This window comes from Streptococcus sp. KHUD_016 (assembly GCF_051106465.1).
Taxonomy (GTDB): domain Bacteria; phylum Bacillota; class Bacilli; order Lactobacillales; family Streptococcaceae; genus Streptococcus.
Map to the genome: position 1 here is coordinate 608,701 of NZ_CP193663.1, position 21,937 is coordinate 630,637.

General features: G+C 40.0%; 21 protein-coding genes. 19 read left to right on the forward strand and 2 right to left on the reverse strand.

Going from position 1 to position 21,937, the window contains the following annotated elements; translation table 11 throughout:
* Positions 1–16 precede the first annotated feature (16 nt).
* From clpP to metK, 19 genes are all read left to right on the forward strand, one after another.
* Positions 17–607: an ATP-dependent Clp protease proteolytic subunit ClpP gene (gene clpP / locus ACORHV_RS02795; protein ID WP_000613467.1), complete on the forward strand. Its 591-nt coding sequence runs from the start codon at positions 17–19 to the stop codon at positions 605–607.
* A 78-nt stretch (positions 608–685) separates the two neighbouring features.
* A complete protein-coding gene (locus ACORHV_RS02800; protein WP_000462101.1) occupies positions 686–955 on the forward strand; it encodes a YlbG family protein in 270 nt (89 codons plus the stop codon).
* 88 nt (positions 956–1,043) lie between these two features.
* The gene (locus ACORHV_RS02805; RefSeq protein WP_000726131.1) at positions 1,044–2,204 is read left to right on the forward strand and encodes an ABC transporter substrate-binding protein; all 1,161 of its coding nucleotides are present in this window, start codon (positions 1,044–1,046) and stop codon (positions 2,202–2,204) included.
* A gap of 119 nt (positions 2,205–2,323) precedes the next feature.
* Positions 2,324–3,193, forward strand: a complete 870-nt coding sequence (locus ACORHV_RS02810; RefSeq protein ID WP_000941413.1) for a branched-chain amino acid ABC transporter permease — start codon at positions 2,324–2,326, stop codon at positions 3,191–3,193.
* Between the two features lie 3 nt (positions 3,194–3,196).
* Positions 3,197–4,153, forward strand: a complete 957-nt coding sequence (locus ACORHV_RS02815) for a branched-chain amino acid ABC transporter permease (protein WP_000856263.1) — start codon at positions 3,197–3,199, stop codon at positions 4,151–4,153.
* Positions 4,153–4,917: an ABC transporter ATP-binding protein gene (locus tag ACORHV_RS02820; RefSeq protein ID WP_001186014.1), complete on the forward strand. Its 765-nt coding sequence runs from the start codon at positions 4,153–4,155 to the stop codon at positions 4,915–4,917. Before ACORHV_RS02815 ends, ACORHV_RS02820 begins: the two co-directional genes overlap by 1 nt.
* A complete protein-coding gene (locus ACORHV_RS02825; protein ID WP_000062207.1) occupies positions 4,917–5,627 on the forward strand; it encodes an ABC transporter ATP-binding protein in 711 nt (236 codons plus the stop codon). Before ACORHV_RS02820 ends, ACORHV_RS02825 begins: the two co-directional genes overlap by 1 nt.
* A gap of 405 nt (positions 5,628–6,032) precedes the next feature.
* On the forward strand, positions 6,033–7,811 hold the full coding sequence (locus tag ACORHV_RS02830; protein WP_434398728.1) for a phosphotransferase: 1,779 nt from the start codon (positions 6,033–6,035) through the stop codon (positions 7,809–7,811).
* 1 nt (position 7,812) lies between these two features.
* Positions 7,813–7,998 (forward strand): hypothetical protein, encoded by a 186-nt coding sequence (locus ACORHV_RS02835; protein WP_049490314.1) that lies wholly within the window; start codon positions 7,813–7,815, stop codon positions 7,996–7,998.
* A 1-nt stretch (position 7,999) separates the two neighbouring features.
* On the forward strand, positions 8,000–9,427 hold the full coding sequence (locus tag ACORHV_RS02840) for a cytosine permease (RefSeq protein WP_000041471.1): 1,428 nt from the start codon (positions 8,000–8,002) through the stop codon (positions 9,425–9,427).
* A 152-nt stretch (positions 9,428–9,579) separates the two neighbouring features.
* Positions 9,580–10,236: a CBS domain-containing protein gene (locus ACORHV_RS02845; RefSeq protein ID WP_044021082.1), complete on the forward strand. Its 657-nt coding sequence runs from the start codon at positions 9,580–9,582 to the stop codon at positions 10,234–10,236.
* A gap of 110 nt (positions 10,237–10,346) precedes the next feature.
* A protein-coding gene (gene prfB, locus ACORHV_RS02850; RefSeq protein ID WP_142357942.1) for a peptide chain release factor 2 occupies positions 10,347–11,442 on the forward strand; the annotation gives its coding sequence in 2 pieces (ribosomal slippage) (positions 10,347–10,418 and positions 10,420–11,442; 1,095 coding nt in all).
* A gap of 17 nt (positions 11,443–11,459) precedes the next feature.
* Complete coding sequence (gene ftsE, locus ACORHV_RS02855; RefSeq protein WP_000022275.1) at positions 11,460–12,152, forward strand: cell division ATP-binding protein FtsE; 693 nt, start codon at positions 11,460–11,462, stop codon at positions 12,150–12,152.
* Positions 12,145–13,071, forward strand: coding sequence for a permease-like cell division protein FtsX (ftsX, locus tag ACORHV_RS02860; protein WP_000625554.1), 927 nt, complete (start codon positions 12,145–12,147; stop codon positions 13,069–13,071). The genes ftsE and ftsX overlap by 8 nt, the downstream gene beginning before the upstream one ends.
* A 219-nt stretch (positions 13,072–13,290) precedes the next feature.
* Positions 13,291–15,552, forward strand: a complete 2,262-nt coding sequence (locus ACORHV_RS02865) for a PTS transporter subunit IIBC (RefSeq protein WP_434398732.1) — start codon at positions 13,291–13,293, stop codon at positions 15,550–15,552.
* 51 nt (positions 15,553–15,603) lie between these two features.
* The gene (locus ACORHV_RS02870) at positions 15,604–16,419 is read left to right on the forward strand and encodes an endonuclease/exonuclease/phosphatase family protein (protein WP_434398734.1); all 816 of its coding nucleotides are present in this window, start codon (positions 15,604–15,606) and stop codon (positions 16,417–16,419) included.
* A gap of 132 nt (positions 16,420–16,551) precedes the next feature.
* Positions 16,552–17,895, forward strand: a complete 1,344-nt coding sequence (locus ACORHV_RS02875; protein WP_434398736.1) for a DEAD/DEAH box helicase — start codon at positions 16,552–16,554, stop codon at positions 17,893–17,895.
* A 241-nt stretch (positions 17,896–18,136) separates the two neighbouring features.
* Positions 18,137–19,516, forward strand: a complete 1,380-nt coding sequence (locus ACORHV_RS02880) for a VWA domain-containing protein (protein ID WP_000361432.1) — start codon at positions 18,137–18,139, stop codon at positions 19,514–19,516.
* Between the two features lie 286 nt (positions 19,517–19,802).
* Entirely contained in the window at positions 19,803–20,993 is a 1,191-nt protein-coding gene (metK, locus tag ACORHV_RS02885) for a methionine adenosyltransferase (protein WP_434398739.1), read from the forward strand.
* Between the two features lie 66 nt (positions 20,994–21,059).
* Here metK and ACORHV_RS02890 read toward each other — a convergent pair whose 3' ends face one another.
* Positions 21,060–21,359 (reverse strand): DUF1827 family protein, encoded by a 300-nt coding sequence (locus ACORHV_RS02890; RefSeq protein WP_000767203.1) that lies wholly within the window; start codon positions 21,357–21,359, stop codon positions 21,060–21,062.
* Between the two features lie 58 nt (positions 21,360–21,417).
* Positions 21,418–21,870: an NUDIX hydrolase gene (locus ACORHV_RS02895; protein WP_049478869.1), complete on the reverse strand. Its 453-nt coding sequence runs from the start codon at positions 21,868–21,870 to the stop codon at positions 21,418–21,420.
* Between the last annotated feature and the right edge of the window lie 67 nt (positions 21,871–21,937).

The following is a 21,937-nucleotide window of genomic DNA, read 5'->3' on the forward strand; positions in this document are numbered from 1 at the left end:
ATAAAAGGAGAAATGAATGATTCCTGTAGTTATTGAACAAACAAGCCGTGGAGAACGTTCCTATGACATTTACTCTCGCCTTCTGAAAGACCGCATCATCATGCTAACAGGTCCAGTTGAAGACAACATGGCCAACTCCGTTATCGCCCAATTACTTTTCTTGGATGCCCAAGATAGTACAAAAGATATTTATCTTTATGTCAACACACCTGGGGGCTCTGTTTCAGCTGGTTTGGCAATCGTTGATACCATGAACTTTATCAAGGCAGATGTCCAAACAATCGTTATGGGGATGGCTGCATCCATGGGGACTGTCATTGCATCAAGTGGCGCAAAAGGCAAACGTTTCATGCTTCCAAATGCAGAGTACATGATTCACCAACCAATGGGTGGTACAGGTGGTGGTACCCAACAAACCGATATGGCAATCGCTGCAGAGCACTTGCTTAAAACTCGTAAGACTTTGGAGCAAATCCTTGCAGATAACTCTGGTAAATCAGTCGAGCAAATTCATGCAGATGCAGAACGTGATTACTGGATGAGTGCCCAAGAAACACTTGAATATGGCTTTATTGATGAAATCATGGCCAATAATTCTTTAAGCTAAGCAACCTAGAAAGCAAACTCGACGGAGTTTGCTTTTTTTGATATAATAGGAGAAGATTTCTTAGAAAGAGGATTCCTCATGTTTGAAAAAACAAATCGATCAGGATTAATCATCTATCTCTACTATAATCGAGATGCAAAAAAAATTCAGGAATACGGTGATATCTGTTACCATTCCAAAAAACATCGTTACTTGCAACTCTATGTTCCAACTGAGGAGCTAGATGACTTAGTTGAGAGATTAGGTAAGGAAAGATATATCAAGAAAATTAGACGTTGCCATATTCAAGAGCTAGAAACTCCCTTCGTTGGGAATCTCTATCGAACCGAAGAAAACGTTATCATTTAAAAAAGTTAAACAAATACATTGACAATTTTCTGATAATTCGGTATATTCTTAACATACAATTTTTGAAACAACTATAAGGAGATTAAAAATGAAGAAAAAATTTGCCCTATCTTTTGTGGCTCTTGCTAGTGTGGCTCTTCTTGCTGCCTGTGGAGAGGTCAAGTCAGGAGCGTCAAACACAACTGGAAATCCAGTAGACGAAAAAACAATTAAAATCGGTTTTAACTTTGAAGAGACAGGTGCTGTGGCAGCTTACGGTACAGCTGAACAAAAAGGTGCCCAACTTGCTGTAGACGAAATCAACGCTGCAGGTGGAATTGATGGAAAACAAATCGAAGTTGTAGACAAAGACAACAAGTCAGAAACTGCTGAAGCAGCTTCTGTTACAACAAACCTTGTTACCCAATCAAAAGTAGCAGCTATTGTAGGACCTGCGACATCTGGTGCAACTGCTGCAGCTGTAGCTAACGCTACTAAAGCTGGAGTGCCATTGATTTCACCAAGTGCTACTCAAGACGGTTTGACTAAAGGTCAAGATTACCTATTTATCGGAACATTCCAAGATAGCTTCCAAGGGAAGATTATTTCTAACTATGTAACAAACAAATTAAATGCTAAGAAGGTTGTTCTTTATACTGACAATGCTAGTGACTATGCTAAAGGTATTGCTAAATCTTTCCGCGAAGCCTACAAGGGTGAGATTGTAGCAGATGAAACGTTTGTAGCAGGTGATACTGACTTCCAAGCAGCCCTTACTAAAATGAAAGGGAAAGAGTTTGACGCTATCGTAGTTCCAGGTTACTACACAGAAGCTGGTAAAATTGTAAACCAAGCTCGTGGTATGGGAATTGATAAACCAATCGTTGGTGGAGATGGATTTAACGGTGAAGAATTTGTTCAACAAGCAACTGCTGAAAGAGCATCAAACATTTACTTCATCTCTGGATTCTCAACCACTGTTGATGTTTCTGCAAAAGCTAAATCTTTCCTTGAAGCATACCGTGCTAAATACAACGAAGAGCCTTCAACATTCTCAGCTTTAGCCTATGACTCAGTTTACCTAGTAGCAAATGCTGCAAAAGGTGCTAAAAACTCAAGTGAGATCAAGGACAACCTTGCTAAAACCAAAGATTTTGATGGTGTAACTGGTCAAACAAGCTTTGATGCTGACCACAATACAGTGAAAACTGCTTACATGATGACCATGAACAATGGTAAAGTTGAAGAAGCAGAAGTTGTAAAACCATAACATTAGAATAGTAATTGAAATGGGGAATGAGCCTTTGACTCACTCCCTGTTTCGGTGTTTATGAACTTGTGAAAATAATGAAATTTTCTAAAAAATAACGATAGAAAAGAGTGAATGCTATGCTCCAACAACTTGTGAATGGTCTAATTCTGGGTAGTGTTTATGCACTTTTGGCTCTGGGTTATACCATGGTTTATGGAATTATCAAACTCATCAACTTCGCCCATGGCGATATTTACATGATGGGTGCCTTTATTGGTTACTTTTTGATTAATTCTTTCCAAATGGATTTCTTTTTAGCTTTAATTATTTCAATGGCAGGAACCGCACTACTTGGTGTTGTGATTGAGTTTCTTGCATACCGTCCTTTACGACACTCTACACGTATTGCTGTATTGATTACTGCCATCGGAGTGTCTTTCCTACTGGAATACGGAATGGTTTATCTAGTAGGTGCCAATACTCGTGCCTTCCCTCAAGCAATTGAAACAGTCCGCTTTGACTTGGGACCAATTAGCTTGACAAATGTTCAATTGATGATTTTAGCAGTTTCTGTGCTGTTGATGGTTTTATTGCAATTGATCGTCCAAAAAACAAAAATGGGGAAAGCCATGCGTGCAGTATCAGTTGATAGTGACGCAGCTCAATTGATGGGAATTAATGTAAATCGTACAATCAGCTTTACCTTTGCTTTGGGTTCAGCCCTTGCTGGTGCAGCAGGTGTCCTCATTGCCCTTTACTACAACTCTCTTGAACCTTTGATGGGTGTGACTCCAGGTCTAAAATCATTCGTTGCGGCCGTACTCGGTGGTATCGGGATTATTCCTGGTGCAGCTCTAGGGGGATTTGTGATTGGCTTGTTGGAAACATTTGCTACTGCCTTCGGTATGTCTGATTTCCGTGATGCTATCGTATATGGAATCTTGCTTTTGATTCTGATTGTTCGACCTGCAGGTATCCTTGGTAAGAATGTGAAAGAGAAGGTGTAAACAATGAAGACAAATCTTAAAGTAAATATTCTCTGGTTATTCCTTCTATTAGCGGGTTATGGGTTGATTAGTGTACTGGTTTCTGCTGGTGTTCTCAATCTATTCCATGTCCAAATTTTAGAACAAATTGGGATTAATATCATCCTTGCAGTAGGCTTGAACTTAATCGTTGGTTTTTCAGGACAATTCTCACTTGGTCATGCAGGTTTTATGGCGATTGGGGCTTATGCAGCAGCGATTATTGGTTCAAAATCACCAACCTATGGTGCTTTCTTTGGAGCGATGGTCTTGGGCGCTTTGATTTCTGGTGCAGTCGCTTTGCTCGTTGGAATTCCAACTCTACGCTTGAAGGGGGACTATTTGGCCGTCGCGACACTAGGTGTTTCAGAAATCATTCGTATCTTTATCATTAATGGTGGAAGTTTGACCAACGGTGCTGCTGGTATCTTGGGTATCCCTAACTTCACAACTTGGCAAATGGTTTACCTTTTTGTGATTATCACAACTATTGCAACCCTTAACTTCTTACGTAGTCCGATTGGACGCTCTACTCTATCTGTTCGTGAGGATGAGATTGCTGCGGAGTCCGTTGGGGTAAATACTACAAAGATCAAGATTATCGCTTTTGTCTTTGGTGCCATTACAGCAAGTATTGCTGGTTCTCTTCAGGCAGGATTTATCGGTTCAGTTGTACCAAAAGATTATACTTTCATCAACTCAATCAACGTTTTGATCATTGTTGTATTTGGAGGACTTGGTTCTATTACAGGTACGATTGTTTCTGCGATTGTTTTGGGAATTTTAAATATGCTCCTTCAAGATGTGGCTAGCGTACGTATGATCATTTACGCTTTGGCTCTTGTATTGGTTATGATTTTCAGACCAGGTGGACTTCTTGGAACATGGGAATTGAGTCTATCACGTTTCTTTAAAAAATCTAAGAAGGAGGGACAAAACTAATGGCATTACTTGAAGTTAAACAGTTAACCAAACATTTTGGCGGTCTAACAGCTGTTGGAGATGTCACTCTTGAATTGAACGAGGGAGAATTGGTTGGTTTGATTGGACCAAACGGAGCTGGAAAAACAACCCTTTTCAATCTCTTGACGGGTGTTTATGAACCAAGCGAAGGTACTGTCACATTAGATGGTCACCTCCTAAATGGGAAAACTCCCTATAAGATTGCTTCACTTGGTCTCAGTCGTACTTTCCAAAATATTCGTTTGTTCAAGGACTTGACAGTTTTGGAAAATGTTTTGATTGCATTTAGCAATCATCATAAACAACATGTCCTTGCGAGCTTCCTACGCCTACCAGCTTTTTATAAGAATGAGGAAGAATTAAAAAGCAAAGCTTTGGACTTGCTGAAGATTTTTGATTTGGATGGTGACGCAGATACTCTTGCCAAGAATCTGGCCTATGGTCAACAACGTCGATTAGAAATTGTTCGTGCTCTGGCAACTGAACCTAAGATCCTCTTTTTGGACGAACCTGCAGCTGGTATGAATCCACAAGAAACAGCTGAATTGACAGAATTGATCCGTCGTATCAAAGATGAATTTAAAATTACCATCATGCTCATCGAACATGACATGAATTTGGTTATGGAAGTCACTGAGCGTATCTATGTTCTTGAATATGGTCGGTTGATTGCTCATGGGACTCCGGATGAGATCAAGAACAACAAACGCGTTATCGAAGCTTATCTAGGAGGTGAAGCCTGATGTCTATGTTAAAAGTTGAAAACCTCTCTGTGCATTACGGTATGATCCAAGCAGTTCGTGATGTAAGTTTCGAGGTTAATGAAGGTGAAGTTGTTTCTCTTATCGGTGCCAATGGTGCTGGTAAAACAACCATTCTTCGTACCCTTTCAGGTTTGGTTCGCCCAAGTGCTGGTAAAATTCAGTTTTTGGGAAAAGAAATTCAAAAGTTGCCTGCGCAAAAAATCGTGGCAGGTGGTCTTTCACAAGTTCCTGAGGGACGCCATGTTTTTCCAGGCTTGACTGTTATGGAAAACTTGGAAATGGGAGCTTTCTTGAAGAAAAATCGTGAAGAAAATCAAGCCAACTTGAAAAAAGTCTTTTCACGTTTCCCTCGTTTGGAAGAACGTAAAAACCAAGATGCGGCAACTCTTTCAGGTGGTGAACAGCAGATGCTGGCTATGGGACGCGCTCTCATGTCTACACCTAAGCTCCTTCTCTTGGATGAGCCGTCAATGGGACTTGCCCCAATCTTTATCCAAGAAATTTTTGATATCATTCAAGATATTCAGAAGCAAGGAACAACGGTTCTCCTAATTGAACAGAACGCTAACAAGGCCCTTGCTATCTCTGACCGTGGTTATGTACTTGAAACAGGAAAGATTGTCCTATCAGGAACAGGAAAAGAACTCGCAGCATCTGATGAAGTCAGAAAAGCATATCTAGGTGGCTAAAAAGGTCCGGGGGACCTTTTTAGTCGGCGGATAAGAATTGTGCAGCAATTCTCCTTTAGTCTGGGAGACTAGTTTAGGTTGTGGATGGAGATTGCGCACGCAATCCCTCTATAGTCCGGGGGACCTTTTTAGTCGGCAGATAGAGATTGCGTAAGCAATCATCCAATCCAGTGGATTGTTTTAGTCGGCGGATAAGAATTGCAACCAAGCGAAACCTAATACGGCTACTTATCAAAAATATAAAATATTTCAGGGCTCCAGAATAAGGAGCTCTTTTATTTATATGTTTTTTGAGGAAAGGGAAGAAGGTCTTAATTTTTACTCATTGTTTCCTTATTTGAATTGACAGTCATTTTTGTTCATATTATAATATGGGTAAGAAAAAATTGAACAGGAGGACTGAGAATGGTAACAGAAAAACAATTTAAACTTTTGCGTTTTATGTTGATACATAAAGAAAAGACATTTACTCAGAGACAGTTAGCTGAAGAGTTAGACCTATCTTTAGGAACAATCAACACATTATTGAAAAAACTGAAAGAAGAGAAGTGGGTTGATGAGGAGCTTCACTTAACTGAACTAGGTCAGAAAGTTTTAGAACCCTATCGAGTAAAAAATGCCATTATAATGGCTGCTGGCATGAGTAGCCGTTTTGCTCCTTTGTCTTATGAGATTCCCAAAGGATTACTTCAAGTCAAGGGTGAACGCTTGATAGAGAGGGAAATCAGACAGCTGCAAGAAGCAGGAATAGAAGATATAACCGTTATTGTAGGCTATCTTCAAGAAAAAATGTTCTATCTTGCAGAGAAGTTTGGTGTAAAAATTGTAGTAAATAATGATTACTACAAATATAATAACTGTTCGTCTCTTATGTTGGTTAAAAATCAACTTTCTAACACTTATATTTGTTCATCGGATAATTATTTTGTAAAAAATCCTTTTGAGCAATATATTTATAGAGGTTACTACTCGACGATATTTGCAGAAGGTCAAACGGACGAATATTGTGCTATAGAGGATTCGAATCACATCATCGTTGATATCCAGATTGGTGGAGAAAATACTTGGGCTATGGTGGGGCACGTTTATTTTGACCGTGCATTTAGCGAGAAATTTAAGGAAATTTTAGAAACCGAGTTTAAGCACGAACCTTATCGGGAACAGCTTTGGGAGGATTATTATAGTCGCCATGTCAAGGAACTCCTTTTAGAAGCTCGTCACTATTCAGCGGATATTGTTAAAGAATTTGATTCACTAGATGAACTCCGTCAATTTGATGAACGTTATTTGGTAAATGCAGACTCAGCTATTATCGATAATATCTGTAAGACATTAAAGTGTGTGGCTTCAGATATTGTCAATATCAAACCTCTAAAAGATGGGTTAACCAACACATCATTTTCATTTGACTGTCTAGGGAAAAAATATGTTTACCGTCATCCGGGTAGGGGAACGGAAAATTATATCGACCGAGCTAGTGAAGCAGCTTCTATGGAAATTGCTGCAAAATTAAAGATTGACCATACCTTCGTAGCTATGAACAAGGATGAGGGCTGGAAAATTTCAGAATTTATTCCCAATGCTAAGCAACTGGATTATGATAATTGGGATGATGTGGCACAAGCAATGGACCTCTTGAGACGGTTACACCAATCTGGAGAAAAAACGGAACATTCCTTTGACCAATTTGAGGGAATTGATGATTTTAGAGAAAAATTGAAGGCTAGAAATCGATTTGAATTTGATGGCCTCGAGGAATTGGATGAAACTGTTTCAATTCTCAAAAACTATTTACAGAATGATCCGGAACAGGTTGTCCTTTGTCATGGAGATTCCTATAGTCCTAATTTCTTGTTGAATGAAGCAGGCGAAATGAGCTTGATTGATTGGGAATATTCTGGAATGGGAGAGCCAGCAGGAGATTTGGGCACCTTTATCGCGTGTTCCAATTATACCGTAGAGGATGCTGAAAAAGTACTGGAATTGTATTTGCAAGAAGTACCAGATAAGAAAACCAAACGTCACTATTTGGCTTATGTAGCAGTGACCTCATATTATTGGTTCTTGTGGGCTTTGTTCCAGGAGAGTGTCGGAAAACCAGTTGGTGAATTTCTCTACATCTGGTATCGCTATACCAAACAATATGGACAACTGGCCCTTGACTTGTATTTGGAGGAAAACTAAGATGAAAACGACATCCGAAATTGAAGATTTAGTAGCAACTGAAACAAAGAGAAGATTGGAAGAAATGGAGTCACCAAACTACGAGTTTGTTCAACCCTTCCTAAAAAGTGATTTCATTTTAATCATCTCCATAGTCCTAATCAACCTTATTTTGATTATCTTAGCAATGACGGGAGGAATTCAATAACATGTCTAAAATGAATGACTATATCCAACAAGAAACCATAACCGGAATTGTTCCCATGACCAATAAGGATCGTCAGTATTCTTTCTGGGATCTCTTTCTATCGACAAGTGGTTTTGCCATTGCTACTTGGTGTTATACCCAAGGGGCTTATGTAGCTCAATATTTGACCTTTAATCAAATGTTGATAAATATTTTTAGCTTTAACATTATCTGGGTTTTTATTGAATGTCTTCCTATTTTGTTTGCGGTTAAGTATGGAATTGATTTGTGGATTTGGTTGAGAGCTGTTCTAGGAAAAAGAGGTGTAGCCCTGTTATCAACCATTATTAGCTTGGCTAACTTTGGATGGTATGCTGTTGCGGCCAATCTTTTTGCCAGTTCCATGATCCATTTGGCAAATAATTTTGGTCTTGGTTTGGACAAGGGAGTATGGGCGCCTATTCTTGGTACCCTCTGTGTTCTTCTTGGGACTCTCATTGCTCTTGGAGGTCCAGAAGTGATTAAGTGGACCAATCGCTTTTTGGTTATCGCCTTATTGATTGTCGGTCTGATTATCGTTGGAATCTGCTTTGTCGCCGTTCCTATAACGGATATTATGAATATCCAACCAGCCACTCAAGGAGATTTGACGCCATTAGAACGCTTCATGCTCTCTGGAGAAGGAAATGTTGCCTTTGCCTTTTCTTGGTCTACACAGGCATTGGTGTTACCGCGTTTAGCAAAATCAGAACGCAGTGGTTATTGGGCTACAGCCTTATCATACGGAGTTGTGGCTCCATTCTTCGTTGCGACAGGTGGAGTCATGGCTCTAGCTATGTTTGTCAAAACAGGCGTGTATGAAAGTGATCCAACAACCATGCTATCAACTCTAAGCACCCCAGCCTTTGCTCTCTTAAGTCTACTACTAGTAGCCTTTGCTAATATTGGAACCCAGGGGACAGGATCATACGTGAACTGTATGATTGTAAAAAGTGGGATGCCCAAAGTAAGCTATAAACTAATGGTTTGGATTGCCATGGTTTACGTGAGTCTACTCACTATCTGGGGAGGAGTAGAAGAGTATTTCGGATCCTTCATCTCCCTAGCAGCCTATATTCAGGGGCCAATTATTGGTATGATTGTTGTCGACTATTTTATCTTAAGAAAACGAAAACTCGACTTGCGTTCAGCCTATTTCCTTGAAGGGCATGACGCCTACGAATTTACTAAAGGATTTAACTTAGTTGGCTTGTCTTGCGTATTTATCTCCTTATTGGTAGCGGTACTTTTTGTCTACAACCCTGTAACTGCACAAATTCAAAGTCCAATCTTTTTAATCACAACGGGTAGCGGATTTACTGCGCTATTTGGCGGTCTACTATATTGGCTAGCTAGTCTTAGCCCGTTAAAACGTTATATGATAAAAGATCGAGACACTGTTACGATTTAAGAAGAGAGGGAACTTCGGTTCCCTTTTAATTTATACTGGCATTTTATGCAAACTTCTCAGATTATTCAAAATCTTGAAAAAGAGATGAAAGCGTTTGATAGATTTTCTAAGAAAGTGTATAATAAAAGTAGCAATATAGAAGGAGAAGTCTCATGGCAGTTAAAGATTTCATGACCCGTAAGGTAGTTTATATCAGTCCAGATACGACTGTAGCACACGCAGCAGATTTGATGCGCGAGCAAGGTTTGCACCGTTTACCTGTTATCGAAAACGATCAATTAGTCGGATTGGTAACAGAAGGAACCATTGCGGAAGCCAGCCCATCTAAAGCAACCAGTCTCTCTATCTATGAGATGAATTATCTTCTGAATAAAACCAAAGTAAAAGATGTAATGATTCGAGATGTCGTGACGGTTTCTGGCTATGCTAGTCTAGAAGATGCGACCTACCTGATGCTAAAAAATAAAATTGGGATATTGCCAGTCGTAGACAATCATCAGGTCTACGGTGTCATTACAGATCGTGATGTTTTTCAGGCTTTCTTAGAAATCGCTGGATACGGAGAAGAGGGAATTCGCGTTCGTTTCATTACAGAAAATGAAGTCGGAGTACTGGGAAAAATTGTAGCTCTAATTGTAGAAGAGGATTTAAATATTTCCCATACTGTTAACATCCCACGTAAGGATGGCAAGGTCGTCATCGAAGTTCAAATTGATGGAAAAATCGATTTGACTTCATTAAAGGAAAAGTTTGAAAAAGAAGGAATTCAAGTGGAGGAAATTACTCATACCTCTGCTAAAGTCCTTTAAACAAGAGGCTTTAGAGCCTCTTTTCTTCTGCCATCAAAAGCGGTGGAAAGCAAAATATGGAAAGAAATGAGAGATTATGGTATAATAAAACGATATGAAAAGGAGTATCTATGGACATTTCAGAAATTCGTCAAAAAATTGACGCAAATCGTGAAAAATTAGCTTCTTTTAGGGGGTCTCTTTGACCTCGAAGGTTTAGAGGAAGAGATTGCCATCTTGGAAAACAAGATGACAGAACCTGATTTTTGGAACGATAATATCGCGGCCCAAAAAACGTCGCAAGAATTAAATGAATTAAAAAACACCTACAACACCTTCCGTAAAATGGAAGAGTTGCAGGATGAAGTTGAGATTTTATTGGACTTTTTAGCAGAAGACGAGTCAGTCCATGAGGAACTGGTTGAACAGTTGACAGAACTGGATAAGATGATGACCAGCTACGAGATGACTCTTCTCTTGTCAGAACCTTATGACCATAATAATGCAATCTTGGAAATCCATCCAGGATCTGGTGGTACTGAGGCTCAGGACTGGGGGGATATGTTGCTTCGTATGTATACTCGTTATGGAAATGCCAAAGGCTTTAAAGTAGAAGTCTTGGATTACCAGGCTGGTGATGAAGCAGGTATCAAGTCTGTGACCTTGTCTTTTGAAGGACCCAATGCATACGGCCTACTTAAATCAGAAATGGGTGTTCACCGTTTGGTCCGTATTTCGCCATTTGATTCTGCCAAACGTCGCCATACATCATTTACATCCGTAGAGGTTATGCCTGAGTTGGATGATACCATCGAAGTGGAGATTCGTGAAGATGATATCAAAATGGATACCTTCCGTTCAGGTGGTGCTGGAGGACAAAACGTTAATAAGGTTTCAACAGGTGTGCGTTTGACACACATTCCTACGGGAACTGTCGTCCAATCAACGGTCGATCGTACCCAGTATGGAAATAGAGATCGTGCCATGAAGATGTTGCAGGCTAAGCTCTATCAAATGGAGCAAGAAAAGAAAGCTGCGGAAGTCGATTCCCTTAAAGGTGAGAAAAAAGAAATCACTTGGGGAAGTCAAATCCGTTCATATGTTTTCACGCCTTATACTATGGTAAAAGATCACCGTACAAGCTTTGAAGTTGCTCAGGTAGATAAGGTGATGGATGGAGACCTTGATGGTTTTATCGATGCCTACCTCAAGTGGCGAATCAGCTAAGATAGAAAGGAACTCATATGTCAATCATTGAAATGAGAGATGTTGTCAAAAAGTATGACAATGGAACGACTGCCCTGCGTGGTGTATCTGTTACCATTGAACCAGGAGAGTTTGCCTATATCGTAGGACCTTCTGGGGCAGGTAAGTCAACCTTTATTCGAGCTTTATACCGAGAAGTAAAGATCGAAAAAGGAAGCCTAACAGTTGCAGGCTTTAATTTAGTTAAAATTAAGAAGAAAGATGTCCCGCTTCTACGTCGTAGTGTTGGGGTAGTCTTTCAGGATTACAAACTTTTGCCTAAGAAGACCGTTTATGAGAATATTGCCTATGCAATGGAAGTAATCGGTGAGAGCCGTCGCAACATCAAAAAACGTGTTATGGAAGTATTGGACCTGGTTGGTTTGAAACATAAGGTTCGCTCTTTCCCTAATGAACTCTCAGGTGGAGAGCAGCAACGGATTGCGATTGCTCGTGCGATTGTCAACAATCCTAAAGTATTGATTGCCGATGAACCAACAGGAAACTTGGACCCAGATAATTCATGGGAAATTATGAATCTGTTGGAACGCATCAATCTCCAAGGTACTACTGTCTTGATGGCGACTCACAATAGCCAGATTGTAAATACCTTGCGCCACCGTGTCATTGCCATTGAAAATGGCCGTGTCGTTCGTGACGAAGCTAAAGGAGAATATGGATACGATGATTAGTAGATTTTTTCGCCATTTATTTGAATCATTAAAAAGTTTAAAGCGAAATGGCTGGATGACAGTAGCAGCAGTGAGTTCGGTTATGATTACCTTGACCCTCGTTGCCCTGTTTGCATCTGTAATTTTTAATACAGCAAAACTGGCTACCGATATTGAAAATAACGTTCGGGTCATGGTATACATTCGTAAGGATGTAGCTGATAACAGTGAAACGATTGAAAAAGAAGGTCAGACAGTTACCAACAATGACTACCACAAGGTTTATGATGCTTTGAAAGCTATACCTGCTGTTAAGAGTGTTACCTTCTCAAGTAAAGAAGAACAGTACGAAAAACTAACGGAAACAATGGGTGACGATTGGAAGGTCTTTGAAGGGGATGCAAACCCTCTCTATGATGCTTATATCGTTGATACAAATTCTCCGAGTGATGTTAAAACGGTAGCTGAAGAAGCTAAGAAAATTGAGGGAGTATCAGAGGTTCAAGATGGTGGAGCCAACACTCAACGACTTTTTGAACTGGCTTCCTTTATCCGTGTTTGGGGATTGGTTATTGCAGGGCTCTTGATTTTTATCGCAGTCTTCCTCATTTCCAATACCATCCGTATCACCATTATTTCACGTAGCCGTGAGATTCAGATCATGCGTCTGGTAGGAGCAAGAAACGGCTATATCCGTGGTCCATTCTTGCTAGAAGGTGCTTTTATTGGCTTGCTTGGTGCAGCGATTCCTTCTGTCCTTGTATTCTTTGTTTACAATATGGTTTATCAATCGGTCAATAAATCTTTGGTAGGTCAAAACTTGTCAATGATTACACCGGATGTGTTTATCCCTCTGATGACAGTCCTATTATTTATAATTGGAATTTTCATTGGTTCAATTGGTTCGGGGATTTCGATGCGTCGATTCTTGAAGATCTAGTTGGATTTAAATGCAAATTGCAGAACAAATCAGAAAAATAATACATTTTTAAAAGAGAAGTTTTCGTAAACTTCTCTTTTTCCTTTTTAAAAATTAAAAAAAATAGACAATTTTTTTATAAAAGCCTTTACAAAAAAAATAAAAGTGGTATAATTAATACATAACCAAATGCAAACGTTTTCGTAAAACGTTTGCCTAAATAAAATAAAGGAGATTTGAATGATGAAAGCTACATTCAAAAATGTCTTGTCTTTCGAATTTTGGCAAAAATTCGGTAAGGCTTTAATGGTGGTTATCGCCGTTATGCCAGCAGCGGGATTGATGATTAGTATCGGTAAGATGCTTCCTATGTCTGATTCTAACTGGATAATTTTTACTATATTTGGAGATGAATTAGGCCCGTTACTTCATACACTAGTAGTAACTATTGGTAATGTTATGGAGCAAATTGGTTGGGGGGTTATCGGTAACCTTCATATCTTGTTTGCTCTTGCTATTGGGGGAAGCTGGGCAAAAGAACGTGCAGGTGGTGCCTTTGCAGCCGGTCTTTCATTTATTCTTATGAATAGAATTACTGGTGTTTTATTTGGTGTGACAGGCGATATTCTCAAGGATCCTAATGCTCTCGTTCATACCTTGAATTTTAAAATCTTTGGCTTACAGATTGGTTGGGACATTCCACTAAAAGTTTCTGACTACTTTACAAGTGTTTTGGAATCTCCAGCTCTTAATATGGGTGTTTTTGTAGGGATTATTGCTGGTTTTGTTGGGGCAACAGCTTATAACAAATACTACAACTTCCGTAATCTTCCAGATGCCCTTTCATTCTTCAATGGTAAACGTTTTGTACCATTCGTTGTTATTTGGAGATCTATTCTAGTAGCTATCTTATTGGGTATTTTCTGGCCATATGTTCAAGCAGGAATTAATGGCTTTGGTGTTTGGATTGCGAGCTCTCAAGAAACAGCACCTGTCCTTGCGCCATTCTTGTATGGTACTTTGGAACGTTTGCTCTTGCCATTTGGTCTTCACCACATGTTGACTATCCCAATGAACTACACAGCTCTTGGTGGAACATACGAAGTGTTAACTGGTGCAGCAAAAGGAACACAAGTATTTGGTCAAGATCCACTTTGGCTTGCATGGGTAACTGACCTTGTTAACCTTAAAGGTTCAAATGCTGACCAATACCAACACCTTCTTACAACAGTCACTCCAGCTCGTTTCAAAGTTGGACAAATGATCGGTTCATTTGGTATCTTGATGGGTGTCATCGTTGCTATCTACCGCAATGTTGATGCTGACAAGAAACACCAATACAAGGGTATGATGATTGCGACAGCTCTTGCAACATTCTTGACAGGGGTTACTGAACCAATCGAGTACATGTTCATGTTCATCGCAACACCTCTTTACCTTGTTTACGCAGTAGTTCAAGGTGCTGCATTTGCTATGGCAGATATTGTTCACCTTCGTGTCCACTCATTCGGTTCAATTGAATTCTTGACTCGTACACCATTGGCAATTAATGCTGGTATTGGTATGGATATCGTTAACTTTATCTGGGTAACTGTTCTCTTTGCGGTTATCATGTACTTCATTGCCAACTTCATGATCAAGAAATTCAACTACGCAACTCCAGGACGTAACGGAAACTACGAAACAGCTGAAGGAGCATCAGAAGAAGCAACTCCTGGAACTCCAAAAGTTGCAGCAGCTTCTCAAGCCGTAAATATCATTAACCTTCTTGGTGGTCGTGCAAATATCGTAGATGTGGATGCATGTATGACTCGTCTTCGTGTAACTGTTAAAGATGCAGATCGCGTTGGTACTGAGGAACAATGGAAAGCAGAAGGAGCTATGGGTCTTGTCATGAAAGGACAAGGTGTCCAAGCTATCTACGGACCAAAAGCTGACGTATTGAAATCTGATATCCAAGATATTCTTGACTCAGGTGAAATTATTCCTGAAACTCTTCCAAGCCAAATGACAGAAAACCAACAAAATACTGTACACTACAAAGGTGTAACTGAAGAAGTTTACTCAGTAGCTGACGGTCAAGTTGTTGCTTTGGAACAAGTGGAAGATCCAGTTTTTGCTCAAAAAATGATGGGTGATGGATTTGCAGTAGAACCAGCAAATGGTAACATTGTATCTCCAGTTACTGGTACTGTATCAAGTATCTTCCCAACAAAACACGCTCTTGGTCTTGTCACTGACTCAGGTCTTGAAGTGCTTGTTCATATTGGTTTGGATACAGTAAGTCTTGAAGGAAAACCATTTACTGTTCATGTCTCTGAAGGACAAAAAGTGGCTGCTGGTGATCTTCTTGTTACAGCTGACTTGGATGCTATTCGAGAAGCAGAACGCAAAACATCAACAGTGGTTGTCTTCACAAATGGTGATGTCCTCAAATCAGTTAAATTAGAACAAACAGGTTCTCTTGCAGCTAAAACAGCAGTTGCTAAAGTAGAATTGTAATATACTTGGGGTTGGAAGCTGTTTTCCAACCTCTTGTTTTAGGAGAAAAGCATGAAATTTCTAACACTCAATACTCACAGTTGGATGGAGAAGGAAGCAGAGGAAAAATTCCAAATCTTACTCCAAGACATTCTCGAGAAGGACTATGATTTGATTTGTTTCCAAGAAATTAATCAAGAAATGACCTCGCCTGAGGTAGAGGTTAACACTCACTATCAAGCTTTACCATCAGCAGAACCCATTCACCAGGATCACTATGTCCGACTCCTGGTTGAAAAATTGGCTGAGAAAGGGAAAAACTACTACTGGACTTGGGCTTACAATCATATTGGCTATGACCGCTACCATGAAGGCGTAGCTATCTTATCCAAAACACCTATTAAGGCGCGTGAGATTTTAGTATCAGATGTAGATGATCCAACGGATTACCATACTCGCCGTGTTGCCTTGGCTGAGACAGAGGTTGAAGGCAAGGAACTGGCTCTTGCAAGCGTCCATCTCTCTTGGTGGGATAAAGGTTTCCAAGAAGAGTGGGCACGATTTGAGGCTGTACTAAAAGAGTTGAAGAAACCTCTGATTTTAGCAGGTGATTTTAATAATCCAGCTGGTCAGGAAGGCTATCAAGCGATTTTAGCTAGCCCATTAGGATTACAAGACGCGTTTGAAGTTGCGAAAGAAAGAAGTGGTAGCTATACCGTTCCACCAGAAATTGATGGTTGGAAAGGTAATACTGAACCGCTACGAATCGACTACGTCTTTACGACCAAAGAGTTAGAAGTAGAGAGTTTACAAGTAGTTTTTGATGGGCAGAATGGTCCACAAGTCAGTGACCACTATGGTTTGAATGCTGTATTGACCTGGAAATAATGAAAGAGGTTGGAACCAGAGAGTTCCAACCTTTTAATCTATTCGAATCTTTACTACAGGACTGAGACTCAAATGGGACTACTGCAATAGGACAAAATATGGTATAATTGAAAGGATAGAATCGAGGATAATATGTCATTTAAGAAATTTCAGTTTAAAAATTATATAGAAAAGGCTTTGGAGGAGTTGAAGTTTACGACTCCTACCGAAGTTCAGGAAAAGTTGATTCCTATTGTCTTGGCAGGTCGTGACTTGGTGGGTGAGTCAAAAACAGGTTCAGGAAAGACTCATACTTTCTTATTACCCATTTTCCAGCAATTAGATGAAACTAGCGATAGTGTGCAAGCAGTCATTACTGCACCAAGTCGTGAGTTGGCCACTCAAATCTACCAAGCAGCTCGTCAGATTGCAGCTCACTCAGATGTCGAAGTTCGTGTGGTTAATTATGTGGGTGGTACGGATAAGGCGCGTCAGATTGAAAAACTGGCTAGCAACCAACCACATATCGTTATCGGAACGCCAGGTCGCATCTATGACTTGCTCAAATCTGGTGATTTGGCTATTCACAAGGCCAAGACCTTTGTCGTCGATGAAGCCGATATGACCTTGGATATGGGATTCTTGGAAACCGTTGATAAGATTGCAGGGAGCCTTCCAAAAGACTTGCAATTCATGGTCTTTTCAGCAACTATTCCACAAAAATTGCAACCGTTCTTGAAAAAATACTTGTCAAATCCTGTCATGGAAAAAATCAAGACAAAAACAGTCATCTCAGATACCATTGATAACTGGTTGATTTCGACCAAGGGCCGCGACAAAAATGCTCAAATTTACCAGCTGACTCAGTTGATGCAGCCTTATTTGGCAATGATCTTTGTTAACACAAAAATGCGTGCTGATGAGTTACATGCATACTTGACTGCTCAAGGATTGAAGGTGGCAAAGATTCATGGAGATATTGCTCCTCGTGAACGCAAGCGGATCATGAATCAGGTGAAAAATCTGGATTTTGAGTACATTGTCGCAACGGACTTGGCAGCGCGTGGAATTGACATTGAAGGTGTCAGCCATGTTATTAATGATGCCATTCCGCAAGACTTGTCCTTCTTTGTTCACCGTGTTGGACGGACTGGGCGCAACGGACTGCCTGGTACAGCTATTACCCTTTACCAGCCAAGCGATGACTCGGATATCCGTGAGTTGGAGAAATTAGGAATTAAGTTTACTCCTAAGATGGTCAAAGATGGAGAGTTTCAAGATACCTATGACCGTGATCGTCGTGCCAATCGTGAAAAGAAGCAAGATAAGCTTGATATTGAAATGATTGGCTTGGTTAAAAAGAAAAAGAAAAAAGTCAAACCAGGCTATAAGAAGAAGATTCAATGGGCGGTGGATGAAAAACGCCGCAAAACCAAGCGTGCTGAAAATCGTGCTCGTGGCCGTGCTGAGCGTAAAGCCAAACGCCAAACATTTTAAAAACTCAGTAGAATCACCTGATTCTACTGAGTTTTTATTTCCTGAAGTATTCGATAGAACTAATAATTATATACTTAAAAAAATTTGATTTATAAAACAGTAATTGCTTTAAAACCTTTTTTAGAGCAATATTTTATTGAAATCATAAGGAAAAAAATTGAAAACTATACAAAATTGTGTTATCATACTATAAAACAATCGGATTATATCATTTGATCCGTGAAAAGAAAAGGGGACTTCTATGGATAAATCATTTATGAAACAACAACGTTTTTCATTCCGTAAAATGAAAGTTGGGTTGGCTTCTGTAGCAATTTTGTTTGCTTTTGCTCAGGTCGGACAAGTGTCTGCAGATGAAACAACACAACCGGCATCTACTTCAGCTGAAACAGTAAAGAAAACCGAAGCAAATAAATCGGCAGTCGAAGCTGCTGTAGCAGAAATTAAAGCTGATGAGGCGAAACCAGTCGTTAACCAATCAGATGCAAAACCTGGAGAACTTGTTGATGTTTCTAAGAAGGTTTCACCTATTGACGTGAAAGAACGCCAAGAAGGTGATCAAAAGATTCATGAAGAAACTGCAACAGTTGAAGTCACAAAGACAGAAGTGGCACCTGTAAAAAGTGAAGAACTTCCTGCTCCAAAGACTGAAACAACTGAGAGTACAGTGAGTGGGAAAGATGAAGATGGAAATTCTTATACCCAATATGAACGTGTTGATAAAACAACTACAGTCGAAATCAAGAAAGCGACAAGAACGATTTCAAAATCTAACTCTGCCGATATCGTTTTTGTTGTTGACCGTTCAGCATCTATGTCTCGAACTATTGACACTGTCCGTAACAATATCAATGAGTTTGCAAGAAATCTTGCTAAAGATGGAGTAGCAGCACGTTTTGGATTAGCTACCTTTAGTGATGAAGTATATGGACGTATAGGTGGATTAGCAGATGAGGGTACAATTTTAACAAAATTTAATGAATCTTATTTTACCTCTGACCCAGCTGAGCTTGAAAAAGCCTTAGCAGGCATTAAGCTTGCACATGGTGGAGACTTCCCTGAAACATCTACACCTACTCTTACACAAATTGTTTCAACCTACGACTGGTCTAAGTCACCTAAAAATAAAAAGTTTGTCGTATTGTTGACAGATGCTCCAATGAAGGAGGATCCTTCAATTCCAACGATGGCGAATACTCTTGCGTCTTTGAAAGCCGCAAAAATCGAAAGAATTGTTGCAACTTCGACAGGGACCGATATTAGCTATAAAGATTTTGTATCTGAAGGTCGATTAATGAATATTAATCGTAACTTGGCTGATTCTTTAACTAAGGATGCAACTACATGGATTGTTGAAACTGTGACTGAAGGACACAATTACAAGGTAACGAAAGATAATTACCAATTTTACCTAGAACGTCGTACAACACTACCTGTTGCTCAGACAGGAAGTGCGACTCCAACTACCACAGTTCCAGTAGCTACAGCTTATAAAAAAGAAGTGGCGAAACTCCCTGATACAGGAAGTAATGATACAGCGAACTATGGTATTGTAGGACTTGGCCTCCTAATGGCTGGACTTGGCTTAACTGTAAGCAATAGAAAGTCTAAGGAACAGTAAGCCTAACTGGAAGATTGTTTGTAAGAACATTGTGATAAAAAAATAGGTAGTTTGTAAACAAAGTATGCAGATTAGCATAGGTATAATCTTCTGTATTATGGAGTACAAGCCGAATTTTTATGATGAGAAAAGAGCCGTAAGGTTCTTTTTTCGATTTCGAGAAAATACTGCAAAAAAAAGTAAAAAGTGGTATAATGATAAGGTTATATAGTCCCGATAAGATGGTAGAATTTTCTATCAGTACTTTGTAACTCTATAACAATATTTTTTAAGGGGGGACATTTTTATGTCAGAACGTAAATTATTCACGTCTGAATCTGTATCTGAGGGGCATCCGGATAAGATTGCAGACCAAATTTCAGATGCGATTTTGGATGCTATTTTAGCTAAAGATCCTGAGGCGCACGTTGCTGCCGAGACAGCTGTATACACAGGTTCGGTCCATGTTTTTGGTGAAATTTCTACACATGCTTATGTAGATATTAACCGAGTGGTTCGTGATACCATTGCAGAGATTGGTTATACCAATACAGAGTATGGTTTTTCTGCGGAGACGGTGGGAGTTCATCCGTCACTTGTTGAGCAGTCACCAGATATCGCCCAAGGAGTTAACGAAGCCTTGGAAGTTCGTGGAAATGCAGATCAAGATCCACTGGACTTGATTGGTGCTGGAGACCAAGGTCTCATGTTTGGGTTTGCAGTGGATGAGACAGAAGAACTCATGCCATTGCCAATCTCACTCAGTCATAAGTTGGTTCGTCGTTTGGCAGAACTTCGTAAGTCTGGTGAAATCAGCTATCTTCGTCCAGATGCTAAATCACAAGTTACGGTTGAGTATGATGAAAATGATCGTCCAGTACGTGTGGATACAGTCGTTATTTCAACTCAGCACGACCCAGAAGTTAGCAATGAACAAATTCACAATGATGTGATTAACAAGGTTATCAAAGAGGTGATCCCAGCTTCTTACTTGGATGAGCAAACCAAATTCTTCATCAATCCAACTGGTCGTTTTGTAATCGGTGGACCTCAAGGGGACTCAGGTTTGACTGGTCGTAAGATTATCGTGGATACCTATGGTGGCTACTCTCGCCATGGTGGTGGTGCCTTCTCTGGTAAGGATGCGACGAAAGTGGACCGTTCAGCCTCTTATGCAGCTCGCTACATTGCCAAGAATATCGTTGCAGCAGGCCTTGCTAAGAAGGCAGAAGTGCAATTGGCCTATGCTATCGGGGTGGCGCAACCTGTTTCTGTTCGTATCGATACTTTTGGTACAGGAACAGTATCTGAAAGCAAGCTTGAAAAAGCAGCGCGTCAAATCTTTGACCTTCGCCCTGCAGGAATTATTCAAATGCTGGATCTCAAACGCCCAATTTACCGTCAAACAGCGGCTTATGGACACATGGGACGTACAGATATTGACCTTCCATGGGAACGTTTGGATAAGGTAGACGCTTTGAAAGAAGCTGTGAAATAAAAAAGATTGGTAGCTGTGCACTGCCAATCTTTTTTGCAAAAGAAAACCAGCTTTTGGCTGGTCTTCTTATTTTATAGGGATTGAAATCTCAATCAATTTATCTGAATAAAGCGTCTTGATATTGGCTTCATCAATGCTTTCCTTGTCGATTTTACGTTTTAAGAAGAAGTCTTGGATAGTTTCGATTTCAGGTTCACGAATAGCACGGTGTTTGTTGGAAATGAGGATTTCATAGTGAAGCGGGGCTTGTGTGAAAACTACATCTGTGTTTCCAGCAGAATAGACCTCGACAAGAGTTGCGTCTGTGCTTTCTAATTGGCTTTTAACAAGTTGCGAGTGTGAATTAGTCGTGTTGATAAGCTTCATAACAGTTCCTCCGATTTTCTAACTCTATTATAGCACTTTTTGGATAAAATCGTGTATTTTAGCCAATTCCATGCTGGATTTTCCAAGCTTCAATTCCCCATTTATGGCTACCACGTTTGAGCTTTTCAATAGCCTCGTCAATAGGGAACCAAGCAATATGATTAAAATCTTCCAGTGGTTTTTGTGCTTCTTTGAAAGAAATAGCTTCATAGAGATACGCTGGATTGTAGTAGTAGGTATCACGGTGGCGAGAGTAGAAATACTCATCAGCTTGCCCATAATAGGTTCCAATTTCAGCTGTAAAGCCAAGTTCTTCGATCAGTTCTCTTTTTAGTGCTTCTTGATGATCTTCGCCAGCTTCAATTTCTCCACCTGGCAAGAACCAAGCACCATTGGGAGCTTGAACTAGGACAATTTGTTTTTTCTCCGCATCCGGAATAACTGCGTACACACCATAGCGGGGCTGGTAGGTCACATTCTCTTTTTTATCACCATAAGTTGGGTTTGCCATTGCTTTTTCCTCATTCTCTAGTGTCTTTATTATTATCATAATGGACGAGGGGCAAGCTGTCAAGGTT